Annotated in this window: 14 protein-coding genes and 2 pseudogenes; 14 read left to right on the top strand and 2 right to left on the bottom strand. The window is 55.9% G+C overall.

The genetic code is table 11. From position 1 onward, the window contains the following. Positions 1–134: 134 nt before the first annotated feature. Positions 135–416 (bottom strand): hypothetical protein, encoded by a 282-nt coding sequence (locus RBH77_RS19835; protein ID WP_311029283.1) that lies wholly within the window; start codon positions 414–416, stop codon positions 135–137. A gap of 193 nt (positions 417–609) precedes the next feature. Here RBH77_RS19835 and RBH77_RS24040 point away from each other — a divergent pair, with 193 nt between their 5' ends. The 6 genes from RBH77_RS24040 (at position 610) to rfbD (ending at position 6,829) form a co-directional block, all read left to right on the top strand. Beyond that, positions 610–1,020, top strand: coding sequence for a DUF2924 domain-containing protein (locus RBH77_RS24040; protein WP_371832805.1), 411 nt, complete (start codon positions 610–612; stop codon positions 1,018–1,020). Continuing rightward, positions 1,017–2,696: a recombinase family protein gene (locus RBH77_RS19830; protein WP_311029282.1), complete on the top strand. Its 1,680-nt coding sequence runs from the start codon at positions 1,017–1,019 to the stop codon at positions 2,694–2,696. The genes RBH77_RS24040 and RBH77_RS19830 overlap by 4 nt, the downstream gene beginning before the upstream one ends. Before the next feature lie 719 nt (positions 2,697–3,415). After that, positions 3,416–4,291 carry a glucose-1-phosphate thymidylyltransferase RfbA gene (gene rfbA / locus RBH77_RS19825; protein WP_311029281.1) on the top strand — a complete coding sequence of 292 codons (876 nt, stop codon included), beginning with the start codon at positions 3,416–3,418 and terminating at the stop codon, positions 4,289–4,291. Positions 4,292–4,297: 6 nt separating this feature from the next. After that, entirely contained in the window at positions 4,298–4,852 is a 555-nt protein-coding gene (gene rfbC, locus RBH77_RS19820; RefSeq protein ID WP_311029280.1) for a dTDP-4-dehydrorhamnose 3,5-epimerase, read from the top strand. 16 nt (positions 4,853–4,868) lie between these two features. Then, a complete protein-coding gene (gene rfbB / locus RBH77_RS19815; RefSeq protein WP_311029279.1) occupies positions 4,869–5,942 on the top strand; it encodes a dTDP-glucose 4,6-dehydratase in 1,074 nt (357 codons plus the stop codon). Further along, positions 5,939–6,829 carry a dTDP-4-dehydrorhamnose reductase gene (rfbD, locus tag RBH77_RS19810; RefSeq protein WP_311029277.1) on the top strand — a complete coding sequence of 297 codons (891 nt, stop codon included), beginning with the start codon at positions 5,939–5,941 and terminating at the stop codon, positions 6,827–6,829. Before rfbB ends, rfbD begins: the two co-directional genes overlap by 4 nt. A 108-nt stretch (positions 6,830–6,937) precedes the next feature. On the opposite strand, the pseudogene RBH77_RS19805 reads toward rfbD, so the two are convergent. Next, a pseudogene (locus tag RBH77_RS19805) lies at positions 6,938–7,259 on the bottom strand (integrase core domain-containing protein); the annotation flags it as partial. Between the two features lie 581 nt (positions 7,260–7,840). On the opposite strand from RBH77_RS19805, the pseudogene RBH77_RS19800 reads away from it, so the two are divergent. From RBH77_RS19800 to RBH77_RS19765, 8 genes and pseudogenes are all read left to right on the top strand, one after another. Then, positions 7,841–8,182 (top strand): annotated as a pseudogene (locus RBH77_RS19800) (phosphomannomutase); the annotation flags it as partial. A 27-nt stretch (positions 8,183–8,209) separates the two neighbouring features. After that, a complete protein-coding gene (locus RBH77_RS19795) occupies positions 8,210–9,622 on the top strand; it encodes a mannose-1-phosphate guanylyltransferase/mannose-6-phosphate isomerase (RefSeq protein WP_311032622.1) in 1,413 nt (470 codons plus the stop codon). Positions 9,623–9,732: 110 nt separating this feature from the next. After that, complete coding sequence (gene gmd, locus RBH77_RS19790; RefSeq protein ID WP_311029276.1) at positions 9,733–10,722, top strand: GDP-mannose 4,6-dehydratase; 990 nt, start codon at positions 9,733–9,735, stop codon at positions 10,720–10,722. A 20-nt stretch (positions 10,723–10,742) separates the two neighbouring features. Further along, a complete protein-coding gene (locus RBH77_RS19785; RefSeq protein WP_311029275.1) occupies positions 10,743–11,699 on the top strand; it encodes an NAD-dependent epimerase/dehydratase family protein in 957 nt (318 codons plus the stop codon). Between the two features lie 68 nt (positions 11,700–11,767). Next, positions 11,768–13,012, top strand: a complete 1,245-nt coding sequence (locus tag RBH77_RS19780) for a class I SAM-dependent methyltransferase (RefSeq protein ID WP_311029274.1) — start codon at positions 11,768–11,770, stop codon at positions 13,010–13,012. A 27-nt stretch (positions 13,013–13,039) separates the two neighbouring features. Further along, positions 13,040–13,720: a hypothetical protein gene (locus tag RBH77_RS19775; protein ID WP_311029273.1), complete on the top strand. Its 681-nt coding sequence runs from the start codon at positions 13,040–13,042 to the stop codon at positions 13,718–13,720. Positions 13,721–13,811: 91 nt separating this feature from the next. Continuing rightward, a complete protein-coding gene (locus RBH77_RS19770; RefSeq protein ID WP_311029272.1) occupies positions 13,812–14,633 on the top strand; it encodes an ABC transporter permease in 822 nt (273 codons plus the stop codon). Positions 14,634–14,640: 7 nt separating this feature from the next. Continuing rightward, the gene (locus tag RBH77_RS19765) at positions 14,641–15,381 is read left to right on the top strand and encodes an ABC transporter ATP-binding protein (RefSeq protein WP_311029271.1); all 741 of its coding nucleotides are present in this window, start codon (positions 14,641–14,643) and stop codon (positions 15,379–15,381) included. Positions 15,382–15,592: the final 211 nt, after the last annotated feature.

The raw sequence follows: 15,592 nt of genomic DNA, 5'->3' as shown, positions 1-15,592 counted from the left end.
CCACGCGGCGGCACCCACCACGTCGTACGGCTTCTCGGCGAACGCCCCGTCGTTGGGCAGCTTGAGCTGTGCGAGCGCTGACGTTGGCCGGGACTCGAGCGGCCGATGACCTCTGTCGTCTCCTGGCCAGCCAATTATAACGTCTCGCGGCTGCGAGGCTGGGCCAGAAGTTGGCTAAGCAATACGTCCGGATCACAATGTTGAAGCTCGGCGATCTCTTTGGCGGCCTCCTCCAGAGAGACAACATTGAAAAGTTTGGGGCCCTTTCCGGGCATAGGCACCTCGCAGACGTAGCTGTCGGTTCCATGGAGAATGTCAGGTTCGTAAGGAGATAGCGCGTAGATTTTGACGCAGGCGTCATTGTCACCGTTAAGTGGCAAGCGGTGCTTTAGGCGAATTAATTTTTTGATGCGCATTCGCGATATCCCGATCACGGACCCGCCGGCCCGTTCTAGCGAAAGATCATTGTCTGTTACTTCCCTAGATGGTGCCATTACAAGTCCTTTCTCAATCAGAAATCGAAATTTAAATAGAAAAAATTCCGCTACACATTAGGAGTTGAATGTAAGATGAATCGGAGCAATCATTCCATCGGAACGGAGCTGGTATATGAGTAAAAATGTAGAGTGCGTATCGATTGAAGAGGCAAGGGTATCATATGTCGATATTACTGGCACATCTGCGCCAAGAAGCCTAAATTTAAATCTTCTTAACCGAGCAATCTGCTGGCATAAGCAGTGCATTTGCCATAATGTGCCCATGCGGCACAAAAATATCCATGTGAGCGCTAAGCCGGCCCTCATAAAATCGATAACCGTCGGTCCTCCGCCTGGCAGCTTGCTGTTGAAGGAATGGCAAGGCACGGTCCACGAAGTGCGCCGAACGACAGAGGACCAGTATGTCTATAACGGCAAGAAATTCTCCAGTCTCACCGCCGTGGCCAGCTTTATCACGGGTTGCAAGCGTCCTGGACCGAGGTTTTTTGGTCTAGCGGATCAGATCGAGGGGCATCGTCGATGAAGCGTTGCGCAATCTATACGCGCAAATCGACTGATGAAGGATTGGACCTCAAATACAACTCGCTCGATGCTCAGCGAGACGCCTGTCTTGCTTACATTAAGAGCCAGAGCCACGAGGAGTGGGCTCCCGTCGAGGAGCAATTTGATGATGGGGGCTTCACAGGTGGCAATCTCGAGCGTCCGGCCCTCAAGCGACTGATCCGCGAGATCGAACGCGGGCACATCGATGTCGTGCTGATCCATAAAATCGATCGCCTTACCCGATCGCTGATGGATTTCGCCAAGCTTGCCGAGATGCTTGATCGGCACAATGTCTCATTCGTGGCCGTAACTCAGCATCTCAACACGGCTGATTCAGTTGGTCGGCTCAGTTTGAATATTTTGCTCTCGTTTGCGCAGTTTGAGCGCGAAATCGCATCGGAACGAATACGGGAGAAGATCCTGGCTTCAAGGCGGCGAGGGCTTTGGACGGGCGGCCATCCACCGCTTGGTTACGATGCCAAGGAGGGCTCACTTCTCGTCAATGAACAGGAAGCCGAACACGTACGCCATATATACCGCCGATATGTAGATCTTCGATCGGTTGATGATCTAAGGCTCGAGCTTCAGCATGATGGAATTCGCTCCAAAATCCGCCCTTATGGGAAAGGGGGAAGGGGAGGCGGCAAACCTTTTTCGCGCGGTGCTCTCTATGCCATTCTTCGCAATGTTCTCTACAGAGGGAAGATTCGCTGTGGTGACGGCGTTGTCGCCGGAATTCATGATGCAATCGTCCCAACAGATCTGTGGCTGGCGGCGTCGAGAGCCCTTGAAGCTGGGCGGCGCAGGCACGGCCCGGGCCGAAGTTCTTCGCCTGCAGTTCTCCTGGGGAAAATTTTCGATGCTAAGGGACGACGGATTACACGCTCATCGACGTTCAAGAAGGGAAAACAATATCGCTATTACGCGACCGCAGCATCACAACGGCTGCCGGTCGGCGAACGCGTACGAATCCCCTGTGATAAGTTAGATCGAGAAGTGTCCGAGGCTGTCGCGGCAAGAATTGCCGATCACACATGGCTCTTTGCCAATATTTTGACGTCCGCCAGCGACCGGTTGAAATACGCTACAGAGGCCCGCCGCGAGAAGGCTCTTCAGAACAATTGTGCTGCCTCGGAAGGTAGCCAGAACATGGCAGATGCGATCTCAAAGGTGACGATCGGAGATCAATTCACAACGATCGCAATCTCCAAGGCTAAACTTCGAGCCGCGCTGCTCGGCGCATCAAGCCGCCGTGAGAACCAGAATAAAAATGATATTGTGACAATCCAACATCCCACTGTTTTTCGGAGAAAGGGCAAGCAACTATGCGCGATTGTGCCCGGCAGACGCTCAAGGAGGCAGCGCGCCGATGATATTCTCGAAGAGGTTGCTCGAGCAAAAAATTGGTATGCCGGCCTTTGCAACGAAACGTTCCGGAGCCTCGCCGAGATTGCCGTTACTGAGAGAGTGTCGCCTTCGACGATAAGCAGACGAATTACACTAGCGTTTTTGAGCCCAACTATCGAGAATCGAATACGTGCGGGAAAAATTCCGGACCATCTTGATCGGCAGTTGGTCCTCAACAATTGTCCGCTTCCAGGGGATTGGGAGCTGCAGGAAAGGCTATTGTCAGAAAGTGTATTGACTAAAGAGTGACTTTAAAATTTTTGTACATCTATGAATGAAGAAGATTACTACATACAAAAATATTTATATACTCGCGATCAGTCAGCCGAAATTGGATTGAACATAGTTCTATCATGCCTAAGGATGCGCTCCCTTGGTAGGTATCGACCTTATACCGATCCCTTGAGCATTTCGAGTAACGAAATAATGGTCTTCGATAGGGTCAAAGGTCGCCTTTTGGCAGTTTGTGTCTCGGTCGCTTTCGCAAGCCGACGAATAGCACCGCCTCATGTGCGTTTTTCCTTTTCGTTTTCAACTCTTCCAGGTTCACTCCGAAAGCTGGCGTTAGGCGCTGTCGTTGACCCTACGGATGGACTTCTCTGGAACGGTTGGCTTGTACCGGCCGAAGAGATGAAAACCATCAAACAGGTTAGCATCGGGCAAGGGAAATGGCGTGCCACTGTCCGGCTAACGTCCAAGGATGTTTTCGAGCGCTGGAACTGCAGGAGTGCTCGGGAGCTCGTCGAACGATTTGGAGAGGTGTGAGTGGGAACGATCTGGACTGTGGTTAGCACGCTATATTAAGAGGTTGGAATGGGATGCTGATTTCGACTACTTATCTATGAATTTGATCAGCAGGATATCCATGTGCTCACAATTTATCCGAGGCAGGCGTTACAATCTGTGCCTTGGAGCATCGGTATGACTGTATTGTCTTCCTGAAGCTAATGGATCGGAGGTAGCAGGCTGTGAAAGGTATAGTTTTGGCCGGTGGTAGCGGCACACGACTCTATCCTGTGACGTTGGCCGTCTCCAAACAGCTCATTCCGATATATGATAAACCTATGATATACTACCCGATGAGCGTGCTGATGCTTGCCGGTATTCGGGACATTCTTGTAATATCAACCCCACGAGATCTTCCGGCATTTCAGGCACTGCTCGGCGACGGCTCCGGATTTGGCATTAATCTGTCCTATGCCGAGCAGCCACACCCCAGGGGTCTCGCTGAGGCTTTTGTCATCGGCCGCGATTTTGTCGGCGGCGATAGCGTGGCTATGATTCTTGGTGATAACATCTATTTTGGCCAGGGGCTTGCCGAAATCTGCCGGTCTGCCGCAATGCAAACCGAAGGTGCGTCGGTTTTCGCTTACTATGTTGATGATCCAGAAAGATACGGTGTCGTCACTTTCGATCGCGCATCAGGGAGGGCGCTAAGAATCGAGGAGAAGCCGATTGAACCAAAGTCAAACTGGGCAGTCACCGGCCTCTATTTCTACGATAATGAGGTGCTCGATATCGCCTCTGGAATTAAACCTTCTGCTCGCGGCGAACTTGAGATTACTAGCATTAACAACGTCTATCTCGAACGCCGCAAGCTGCAGGTTCATCGGCTAGGTAGAGGATATGCGTGGCTCGACACAGGCACGATCGATAGCCTTCAACAAGCTTCGTCCTTTGTCAGCATCCTAGAGCACCGCCAGGGTATCAAGATCGCATGCCCCGAGGAGATTGGCTTTAATTCCGGCTGGCTCAGCGCCGATCAGGTGATGGCGCGTGCAACACAGCTCGGGAAAAATGAGTACGCCGCTTATTTAAGGCGCGTCGTCAGCGAAGCAGGCTAAGTCGATATGCTTGAAGTCAAGGAACTCGGCCTGGACGGTGTCGTTGAAATTGTACCCCGACGCTTTTCGGACGCGCGCGGCTTTTTCTGCGAGACGTATAACGCCAGTACCTTTGCCGATGCCGGTATCTCTATGTCCTTTGTGCAGGACAACCACTCCTTTTCCGCGGTAAAGGGCGTCCTTCGCGGCCTGCATTATCAGTTGCCTCCGCGCGCTCAGGACAAGCTGGTGCGCGTGACCAGGGGGGCGATCCTGGACGTCGCCGTGGATATCCGGAGGCACTCGCCGGATTTCGGCAAGTGGGTTGCACTCGAAGTCTCAGCGGAAAAATGGAACCAGATCCTGGTACCGAAAGGCTTTGCGCATGGCTTCGTGACGCTAAGCGACGTCACCGAAGTGATCTACAAGGTCACGGATACCTATTCGCCGGGCCACGATCGTGCAATCCGCTTCGACGACCCCGACATAGGCATCGACTGGCCGCTACCGACAGCGGCGCTTGTCCTGTCGGACAAGGATCGTAATGCACCGCTCTTGCGGGCCGCCGATACGTTTGAGTGAGCGGGAGAATAGCCCGATGACGAACTTTCTTGTAACTGGAGGCGCGGGTTTCATCGGATCGGCTGTCTGTCGGCACCTTTGCGCGAATTCCGCAAATCACGTGACAAACGTCGATAAGCTGACCTATGCGGGCAATCTAGCGTCGCTGCGGCCGATCGAAAATCACACCAATCATCGCTTCGAGAAAGCCGATATCTGCGACGGCGCACGCATCCTTGACGTCCTGAGAAACGACAGGATCGACATCATCATGCATCTTGCGGCAGAAAGCCATGTCGATCGATCGATCGATGGACCGGGCGCGTTCATTGAGACCAATGTCGTGGGAACGTTCAGGCTGCTGGAGGCAGCGCTGGCCTATTGGCGCGAACTGCCCGAGCCAGCCAAGTATCGGTTTCGCTTCCATCATGTCTCGACCGACGAGGTCTTCGGCGACCTGCCGTTCGACAACGGTTACTTTACCGAGGAAACGCCCTACGCGCCCTCGTCGCCCTATTCCGCCTCGAAGGCAGCGTCCGATCATCTGGTCCGCGCATGGCATGAAACCTATGGGCTGCCCGTGGTCCTCTCGAATTGCTCCAATAATTATGGGCCGTTTCATTTCCCTGAAAAACTCATTCCTCTAGTCATTCTGAATGCGCTCGACGGACGGCAGCTGCCTGTCTACGGGACCGGCAACAACGTGCGCGACTGGCTCTTCGTGGAGGACCACGCGCGGGCATTGGAACTCGTGGCTGTCAGGGGTACTCCGGGGCAGGGCTACAATATCGGCGGAAGCTCGGAGCGTACCAACCTCGCAGTTGTTGAGGCGATTTGCGACACGCTGGACCGTCGCCGGCCACTCGCCAACGGGCGCCGCTATCGTGACCAGATCACGTTCGTCACCGACCGGCCCGGACATGATCGGCGGTATGCGATCAATGCATCCAAGATCGGGCGTGAACTGGGCTGGACTCCATCGGTCACGTTCGAGGAGGGTCTGTCGCGCACCGTGGACTGGTATCTCGACAACGAATGGTGGTGGGGGCCGATCCGGCGGGAGCGCTACACCGGAAATCGTTTGGGCACGGTGAGGCAAGGCGCGGCGTGAGGCTACTGGTCACCGGCAGGGCAGGGCAGGTCGCGTCGAGCCTGGCCGAGCGGGCGTCAACGATGGAGGACGTGGAGATCATATTCGCCGGGCGTCCCAGACTTGACCTGACCCGCGTAGAGACAATCGCGCCGACGATCGAGGCTGTGAGGCCTGATATCGTTGTTTCGGCAGCGGCCTATACCGCCGTGGACCAGGCAGAGCACGAACCCGAACTGGCCTTTGCCATCAATGCGACTGGCGCCGGCGAGGTGGCGCGGGCGGCCGCATCAGTGGGCGCGCCGATCATCCAGCTATCGACGGATTACGTTTTCGATGGGGCGCTCGACAGACCCTATAGAGAGGACGATGCGCCCGGTCCGCAATCCGTGTACGGAGCCTCGAAACTGGCAGGCGAGGAAGCCGTTGCTGCGGCCAATCCCCGCCATCTCGTTCTGCGTACCGCCTGGGTTTACAGCCCATTCGGTAAAAACTTCGTCAGGACCATGCTGCGGCTGGCGGCGAAACACGATGAGGTCTCAATCGTTTCTGACCAATGTGGTAATCCGACCTCGGCGCTGGATATCGCGGATGGAATCCTGGCCATCGCGCGGCAACTCCGTGAGAGGACGGACTTCGATCAGTGGGGCATTTATCACCTTGCCGGCAGTGGTGCGACAAACTGGGCAGACTTTGCCGTGGAGATTTTTGGCCTCTCGCGCTCCTTAGGCGGTCCGGCCGCGCGGGTAAGACCAATCGCCACGAATGACTATCCGACAATAGCGCGACGCCCTGCCAATTCACGACTGGAGACCAAGAAGTTGAGCCGGGTATTCGGTCATTTCATCCCTGATTGGCGTGGATCATGCCGATGTGTGGTCGGACGATTGTTGCAGCAAGAGAAATGACAAGCGATGCGCTACGCGCCTTCGCTCGTTGCTCAGCCCGCGTCCTACGGCGTAACAGAAACGGACGAGTGTAAGCTGCGGGTGCTTTCGGGACACCTCGTATCGTGATCATAGCTTCTCACGAAGCACCTCGTAAGGCGTCTTTCCGTTGAAGGCGCCGTGTAGTCTGGCGAAGTTGTTGAAGCGTTCCTACTCGTTGAGTTTTGCCACCAGATCGACGTCGCCTTTGTAGCTGAGCAACTGGTAGAATCCCTGTTTGATCCGACCGGTGCGAGCGTTCGATCTTACCGTTCAGCTGCGGCGTGGCGCGCTTGATGTAGGCGTGGCGGATGCCGTAGCCCTCTACCTGCCAGTGGAACTTCGCCTGGAACTGATGGCCATTGTCGGTTCTGATCTCACGAATGCGAAACGGTAAGCTCTTGATGATGTGGTGCCGTTGAAGCCATTCGTTAGAAAATTGGGCTGACATAGCTGTTTCTCTTGCTGAAATGATACAGCTACCGCGCCAAGATGCGAGGATGGCCCACGGCGCCTTCCGAAGCCATTTTCTGGAGAAGAGTGGTAGAGGCAGAGATGTGACGGCAGCGGTTTGAACTTTCTGTTCACCGCCGGCGAAAAGGCCTGGACACCTTCCAAATAGCAGGAAGGCCGCGTATCAGCGGTCTTGGCCCCCGTAATTTGCGATCCGGCTGTGGGCTGGCTCAGCCGGAGATTGACAAGCCACTTCGCGAAACCTAAGCACGGGCCACTTACGGGGTCGGGAGGCTCGGCAGCTCAAGGAGACCTTCTTGAAGGGAATTGCCCTTGTTGGAATCAGAGGAACATCCCTTTGTTCAGTAACATTAGCGACACCTAAGAGAAAACGGCGGGCCGCTCAAATGGCCTTGATCTATGGCAGGCATGCTAGCCGCGGATCCGCACTTGCCGTTGTGCCGTCACAGGCTGCGTAAAGGCGATGTCCCTTTGCTTAACCTGCGCCAGGTCAACTTTCTTCGGGGAGGATGGCGAGCGGTGACTTTGAAGTTTGGTACCAGTGGACTGCGTGGTCTTGTCAATGAGCTTCAAGGGTCGCCGGCATTCACCTACACCCTCGCTTTCGTGCGCATGCTGATGGGGCGGGGCACGTTGCACGAAGGTTCGAGGGTCTACGTCGGCGGTGACCTGCGCGCATCCAGTCCGGATATCGCCCAGCTTGTTCATGCTGCGATCGCTGAGGCCGGCCTGGTTCCAGTCGACCGCGGAGCATTGCCCACGCCTGCGCTTGCGCTTCACGCTAACAGCAAGAGCGCTCCGGCGATAATCGTCACTGGCAGTCACCTCTCCGAAGACAGAAACGGGCTCAGATTCTACCGGGCTCAAATCTTGGAAGGTTGAAGTTTGATCAATATCGTTCCTGTTATCATCAGTGGCGGTGTAGGTTCTCGGCTCTGGCCGATTTCTCGTGCCTTGCATCCGAAACCCTTTATCCCTCTGCCGGAGGGAGGGACGCTCATTCGCAAGACTTATGCCCGCGCCGTAGAAATCGAAGGTGTCGATCATGTTGTGACGGTCACCAACCGCGACCTACTGTTTCTTACCGCGGATGAATATGCGGAGGTGGCAGCGCCAGGCGTGAAGAATACATTTCTGTTGGAGCCGTTCGGCCGCGACACCGCAGCCGCGGTTGCGCTCGCGGCATTGCATGTCACACGACAGGACCCGGACGCCATTCTCCTCGTGCTCCCGGCGGACCATCTGATAGTGGACCATGCCGGTTTTCGCGCGAGCGTGGTGAAAGCGGCGTCGCTTGCGGCTTCGGGCCAGATCGTCACGTTCGGAGTGAAGCCTGACCGCCCTGAAACAGGCTTTGGCTATGTCGAGGCCGAAGGGGATACGGTCCTTCGGTTCGTGGAAAAACCAAATGCGGCCGCAGCCGTCCAATTTATCGCCAGTGGCCGCTTCTTTTGGAACTCAGGCATGTTCTGTTTTACGGCTGGCTCGATGATCGCAGCCATGCAAGATCTTTGCCCGGACGTCTTGTCCAGCGCGCGCACAGCGCTTGACAAAGGCAGGACCAACGATGCGAAAGATCAGCTTATTGTTGAGGTAGACAGGGAAAGCTTCGCGGCTGTTCCGGCCGTTTCCATCGACTATGCGGTGATGGAGAAGGCAAGCAATGTGGGTTTCGTGCCCTGCGGTTTCGATTGGTCGGACATCGGCTCGTGGTCCGTGCTATCCGAGCTTGTTTCGGCTGACGACAGCGGCAACCGAGCCACCGGCGAGGCAATCCTGCACGACGCGGCGAACTGCTACGTGCACAGCGAAGATCGGCTGGTAGGCCTTGTCGGCGTCTCGGATCTTTTGATCATCGACACGCCGGATGCGCTTTTGGTCGCGCACAAGGACAAGGCGCAGGAGGTGAAGGACCTCTACAACCGCCTCGGGGCGGAGGGGCACGACACCGCGACGATGCATCGCACAGTACACCGCCCCTGGGGTACCTACACCGTCCTGGAGGAGGGCCATCGATTCAAGATCAAGCGGATTGAGGTAAAGCCGAACGCTCGACTAAGTCTTCAGTCTCATCATCACCGCTCTGAGCACTGGGTCGTGGTGAGTGGAACCGCGAAGGTCGTCAACGGTGAGAATGAAATCCTGCTCACGACCAACCAGTCCACCTATATCCCATGCGGCCACAAGCATCGCCTGGAGAACCCCGGTATCCTGCCGCTTGTGATGATCGAGGTGCAATGCGGGGAATATCTAGGCGAAGACGACATCGTGCGCTTTGACGATGTTTATGGTCGGGCATAGCTCGGTTAAGGTGATGGCGACACTCTCGCAAATGGCTGACGCGCTTTGGCGCAAGGTGAGCGTTTTGCGGGTTCTTTCAGAAACGAAGATTAAATAGAAACGGCCCAACTATGGCTTCCAAGAGAGCATTTATTACTGGTGCCACAGGGCAAGATGGAGCCTATCTCTCCAAGTTTTTGCTCGAGAAGGGATATGAGGTCCACGGCCTGCTGCGACGCAGCGCTTCAGCCGATGTGGTCGGGTCCCGGCTAAAATGGCTCGGGATCGCGGACAAGATCGAGTTGCATGACGGCAACTTGACCGACTTGTCTGGCCTTATTCGGGTGCTAGGGGAGGTTCGTCCTGACGAAGTCTACAATCTTGCCGCGCAATCTTTCGTCAAGTCGTCGTGGCAGCAACCGTTGTTGACAGGCTCGGTGACCGGCCTTGGGGCGGCCAAAATGCTGGAAGCAGTGCGGATAGTGCGTCCGGAAGCCCGCTTTTACCAAGCATCCTCTTCTGAAATGTTCGGGCTTATTCAGGAGCCCATTCAGTCGGAACAAACCCCCTTTTATCCGCGCTCTCCATATGCGGCAGCTAAGCTCTACGCACATTGGATGACAGTCAATTATCGTGAGAGTTTTGGGCTCCATGCCTCGAGCGGGATTCTCTTCAACCATGAGTCGCCGTTGCGAGGTATCGAGTTCGTTACGCGCAAGATCACCGATGGTGCAGCACGTATCAAACTAGGGCTGCAGAAGCAGTTGGCCCTCGGCAACCTGGATGCCAAGCGCGATTGGGGTCACGCACGTGACTATGTGAAAGCCATGTGGTTGATGCTGCAGCAGGATACCGCGAGCGACTATGTTGTCGCCACTGGCAGCACCCAATCGGTCCGGGAGTTCTGCAAGCTTGCATTCGAGCACGTTGGCCTGAATATGGAAGACCACGTCACGATCGACGAACGTTTTCTGAGGCCTGCGGAAGTTGAAGTCTTGCATGGCGATCCAGCGAAGGCCAAAGAGAAGTTGGGCTGGGAAGCGGAAACGAGCCTCAAGGAGCTTGTCGTTGAAATGGTCGAAGCCGACCTTGAGCGTGTCAGGCGTGACCAGCACCTTTGAGATGGGCTAGCGAGATCGGCATGCGGGTTTTGATCACGGGTGCGCGGGGTTTTGTCGGTCCCTATGTTTTTGATGCGCTACACAGCATTTGCGGCAGCGACATAGCCGTGATTGCGACCTCCAAGGATGGAGGACTGCATCCCACACTCGGCCAGATCGAAGCGCTCGACGTGACCGACAAGATTGCCGTCCAAGAGGCGATCGTTCATCATGGACCGACGCATGTCGTTCACTTGGCTGCCGTCGCGGCGCTTGAAGCCGCGCGGGCCGACCTCGAAAGCACCTGGCGCATCCATGTGCAGGGCGCGCTCAACGTAGCCCACGCCATCCTTGAAAAGGCACCGAAGTGCTGGCTGCTTCATGTAGGATCGGGCTTGGTATACGGCGAAAGTGCAAAGGCGCTCCTTCCGCTCGACGAGAGCGCGTTGCTTGCGCCTGTCGACGACTACGCCGTCACCAAGGCGGCGGCCGATCTCGCGTTGGGAGCGCTCTCGCGTCGCGGTCTCAAATGCATTCGCCTGCGCCCCTTCAATCATACAGGACCGGGGCAAACGGAAGCGTTCGCTGTGCCGGCCTTCGCCATGCAGATCGCGCGGATTGAAGCAGGCCTGGCTCCCCCCGTCATTCGCGTCGGCAATCTGGATGCGGAGCGGGACTTCCTGGACGCGCGCGACGTCGCCGGCGCCTACGCGCGCGTGGTGCTGAGCAGCTCTGATCTGGCACCGAATACGATTTTCAATGTAGCATCCGGCATATCTTGGCGGATGGGAAATATTTTGGAGCGGCTCTTGGCGCAAAGCAGCGTCAAGATCGCCATGGAGCAAGACCTCCTGCGGCTGCGGCCCAGCGACCTGCCACGCATCGTCGGAGACGCAACCCGCGCTCGTAAACAACTTGGCTGGGTGCCCAAACACCGCTTCGAGGCGACCCTTGATGCGGTTCTGAACGACTGCCGCGCACGCGTAACCCAAGCATAGACGGCGTTGAATTGGCTTATAGCAGGCTACACAACTCGCCCCGATCAACAACTTGAGAGTACGAAATCATGAACGAGGTAAGCTATCACGCCATCGAGGCCTGTCGTGTCGGCAAGGACAAGGACCTCGTCTCCGTGCTCAATCTTGGCGAGCAGGCGCTCACCGGTGTGTTCCCCAAATCGGCGTCCGAACCCGTGACGGAAGGACCACTGGAACTGGTCTGGTCACCCTCCAGTGGACTTCTGCAGCTTCGGCATTCCTATGAGCCGAGCGAGATGTACGGCGATAACTATGGTTATCGCTCGGGCCTCAACCAGTCGATGGTCGATCATTTGATGCATAAGGTCCGGTTCCTTGAAAGGCTTGCCACTCCGCGCAGTGGCGACGTCGTTCTCGATATCGGCAGCAACGATTGCACGACCCTCAAAGCCTATTCGGCCGCAGGGCTCACGCGGATTGGCATCGATCCCACCGGCAGGAAGTTTGTGCAGTATTATCCGAATGATGTGAAACTGGTACCGGACTTTTTCTCGGCCGAAGCCTATCGTGGCGTCTCCCAAAAGCGCGCAAAAATCGTGACGTCGATTGCGATGTTCTACGATCTTGAAGATCCCATGGCGTTTGTCCGCCAGGTGGCTGAGGTCCTCGCCGAGGATGGCATCTGGCATTTCGAGCAAAGCTACATGCCGTCCATGCTTCGCCTCAACTCCTATGACACGATCTGCCACGAGCATATCGAATATTATTCTCTTGGAGTCGTCGCGAAGATCCTGGAGGCGGCCGGCCTCAAGATCGTCAATGTCGTCATGAACAATATCAATGGTGGCAGTTTCGCCGTCACCGCCGCCCACAAGGGCAACAAGAGCCTCAAGGCGGATCAAGCGGTCATCAATTGGCTGCTGGAACAGGAAGACCGCATGGGGCTATCCACACCGCGGCCGTTCCGCGACTTCGAGGAACGCGTGTTCCGGCACAGGGACGATCTGTCGCGCCTTATTCAGGCACTCGTCGCCGACGGCAAGAAGGTACTGGGCTACGGTGCTTCGACGAAGGGGAATGTTGTCCTGCAGTTCTGCAACTTCACGGCAGCCGAAATTCCAGCGATTGCCGAAGTTAACCAGGAAAAGTTCGGCCGCATGACCCCCGGAACGCACATTCCGATCATTTCCGAAGCGGAAGCGAGAGCGATGAAGCCGGACTACTTTCTGGTCCTGCCCTGGCATTTCAAGGATAGCATCCTGCGCCGGGAACGTGAATACCTCGCAGACGGAGGCAAGTTTATCTTCCCGCTCCCGGAGATAGAGATCATCTAGAAAAAGGAAATAACTTGGGCGCGGCGAATGATAGTTTTCGTCTCTGGAATGCCTCGAAGCGGATCTACATATTCCTTCAATGTAGTTAAGAGAGCGTTATTGCGTCGAGGGAGTGTTGCTTCTATCCTTGCCGATAAGCGCGAACAGCTCACGTCGGGTGAAACTACCCATGCTATCTATAAGGCGCACGATGCGGACGATGATCTGGTCCGGATGCTGCGCGACGGATTGGTGAAATCGGTCTGCACCATTAGAAAGCCAGAAAATGCTGTTCTGTCGTGGCTCAACACTTTTGGGGGCGAGCCGGCTGAGGTCGTCGATACTGTGATGCTGCCTTGGATGCGTCTCTTCGAACGTATCGCAAAGCATTCCCTTGTCATCGGTATGGAAGAGATCGAAAGCCGCCGTCTTCGTTCAACGTGGAAAATCGGGCGCTACACCTGTGCTAACTATAGTCCAGTTGAATGGATGAACGATTGTCGCCAGCTTAGTAAGCGGCGCGTCTCAACCTTGTTAACGAACATCGAAAATAAAAAGAGAAATATCATCGATCACGGTTGGACTTACTACGATGAGGAGACTTTTTTTCACCGACGTCATATTTCGGATCGGAGGAAATTTGAAAAAAGGTCAGAGGTATTGTTGGAGATTCGGTGCCGCCTCGCTCCATGGTTAGATCGCGACGGCAATCTCGTGCGTTTAGCCTAGAACAAGTGGCAAAGACGGTTCATCAACTTGATGTCACTAAGCCAATAATGTATCGCCTTTCGCGCACAGTCGGGGCCTGGGCAGAACACGCATGATCGGACATATGCTGCCGACTCAGACAGGCTTCCTCACAGAGGCATTCGCCGATATAGGCGTTGCGCTCGAAAAACATCACCTTGCGACGACGTTCAGTTGGCAGGACGTGGCGCAGCGTTACCGACGCTCGCGGGTCGGGGCGTTTTGGCTGACCATCAACATGGGTGTCATGATCGGCGCGCTCGGGTTTGTCTTCGGCACGCTTTTCCGTTCGCCGATGCAGGAGTATCTTCCCTACATCTGCGTCAGCCTGATTTTCTGGGGGTTCATCGCGTCGTCGATCAACGAGGGATGCACTGCCTTCATTGGCGCCGAGGGCGTTATCCTCCAAGTACGCATGCCGCTGTTCACTCACGTGTTGCGGACGCTATACCGCAATGCGATCATTCTTGGTCACAACATTCTCATATACCCTCTGGTCCTCGTGGCCGTCGGGCGCATTCCGTCATGGCACGTTCTCTTTGCGCTGCCTGGCTTTGTCATTTTGGCGCTCAACTTGCTCTGGATCATGCTTATTCTGGGGGTGCTGTGCGCCCGATATCGCGACATGACGCAAGTGATGCAGAATCTCCTGCAGGTCGTTATGTACCTGACCCCGGTGATGTGGATGCCACGCACGCTTCCGGAAGGCTTTTCGCGGCTCCTGCTGGATCTTAACCCTTTCTACCATCTCATCAGCGTGGTGCAGCAACCGCTTCTGGGGGGGAGGCCGTCCACGACCAATTGGGCGGCATGCATAGCGTTCGCGGTCGTCGGCTGGACGGTCGCGCTACTCCTGTTCGGCCGCTACCGTCACCGTATTCCCTATTGGCTTTGAGTATCCTATGGTTTCCATCACTTTGACCGGCGTCTCGGTCGAATTTCCGGTGTTCAACGCGGCAAGCCGCTCTCTCAAGAACCGGGTGCTTAGCGTCGCGACCGGAGGCGCAATCGACCGCCGGGGGGACGGCCATGTCATTGTACGCGGGCTCGAGAATGTCAGCCTTTCCTTGAAGGAGGGGGACCGGATCGGCCTCGTCGGCCACAACGGAGCCGGCAAGACGACACTGTTGCGCGTACTGTCGGGCATCTATAAGCCGACGGGCGGATCCGCGGAGATTCACGGCGAGTGCGTCTCGCTTATAAACATTGCGCTGGGCATCGATCCGGAGGCGACGGGCCGCGAAAACATCAAGCTCCGCGCAGCCATGATGGGCATGCGGCCGGAACAATTGCGGGAACAATTCGACGAGATCGCCGAGTTCACCGGATTGGGTGAATTCCTCGATATGCCATTCCGGACCTACTCGTCCGGCATGCAGCTTCGCCTAGCTTTCTCGACTTCCACGGCGATCCGGCCGGAAATACTCGTCATGGACGAATGGCTCTCCACCGGCGACGAGGATTTCAAGCACAAAGCCGACAAGCGGCTGCGCGAGATCGTCGACACAACCAAGATACTGGTCCTTGCCAGCCACTCGCGCGAGTTGCTGCAGAAGAATTGTAATCGCATTTTGTGGATGGAGCATGGTCGCGTGCTGATGGACGGCCCTACCAACGAGGTCTTGTCCGCCTATTTTGGTTGAGCTCGCCCTGGAACAGACGTAAGCATGAAGAGGTGTAGGCGATGCCAATCGCGGAATCTTACGTTTATCCAGGTCGAGACTCAACTAAGCTGTCAATGGAATGAGACGGTACGATAAAAAGCTGGATCTGATTCAAGGCGTTTGACCCGTTGTCTGTATGAAGTCAACTTAGGAAAAGACGGGATCTGGCAACGGTGGAGTCAACTTCGAT

Source organism: Mesorhizobium koreense (assembly GCF_031656215.1).
GTDB classification, from domain to species: domain Bacteria; phylum Pseudomonadota; class Alphaproteobacteria; order Rhizobiales; family Rhizobiaceae; genus Mesorhizobium_L; species Mesorhizobium_L koreense.
This window is presented reverse-complemented; position numbering and strand designations above follow the sequence as displayed.

What these genes read in the sequence shown, in the direction of transcription:
- RBH77_RS19835 (WP_311029283.1), bottom strand. Translation starts at nt 416, where the DNA reads ATGCGCATCAAAAAATTAATTCGCCTAAAGCACCGCTTGCCACTTAAC.
- RBH77_RS24040 (WP_371832805.1), top strand. Translation starts at nt 610, where the DNA reads ATGAGTAAAAATGTAGAGTGCGTATCGATTGAAGAGGCAAGGGTATCA.
- RBH77_RS19830 (WP_311029282.1), top strand. Translation starts at nt 1,017, where the DNA reads ATGAAGCGTTGCGCAATCTATACGCGCAAATCGACTGATGAAGGATTG.
- rfbC (WP_311029280.1), top strand. Translation starts at nt 4,298, where the DNA reads ATGCTTGAAGTCAAGGAACTCGGCCTGGACGGTGTCGTTGAAATTGTA.
- rfbB (WP_311029279.1), top strand. Translation starts at nt 4,869, where the DNA reads ATGACGAACTTTCTTGTAACTGGAGGCGCGGGTTTCATCGGATCGGCT.
- gmd (WP_311029276.1), top strand. Translation starts at nt 9,733, where the DNA reads ATGGCTTCCAAGAGAGCATTTATTACTGGTGCCACAGGGCAAGATGGA.
- RBH77_RS19785 (WP_311029275.1), top strand. Translation starts at nt 10,743, where the DNA reads ATGCGGGTTTTGATCACGGGTGCGCGGGGTTTTGTCGGTCCCTATGTT.
- RBH77_RS19780 (WP_311029274.1), top strand. Translation starts at nt 11,768, where the DNA reads ATGAACGAGGTAAGCTATCACGCCATCGAGGCCTGTCGTGTCGGCAAG.
- RBH77_RS19775 (WP_311029273.1), top strand. Translation starts at nt 13,040, where the DNA reads ATGATAGTTTTCGTCTCTGGAATGCCTCGAAGCGGATCTACATATTCC.
- RBH77_RS19770 (WP_311029272.1), top strand. Translation starts at nt 13,812, where the DNA reads ATGATCGGACATATGCTGCCGACTCAGACAGGCTTCCTCACAGAGGCA.
- RBH77_RS19765 (WP_311029271.1), top strand. Translation starts at nt 14,641, where the DNA reads ATGGTTTCCATCACTTTGACCGGCGTCTCGGTCGAATTTCCGGTGTTC.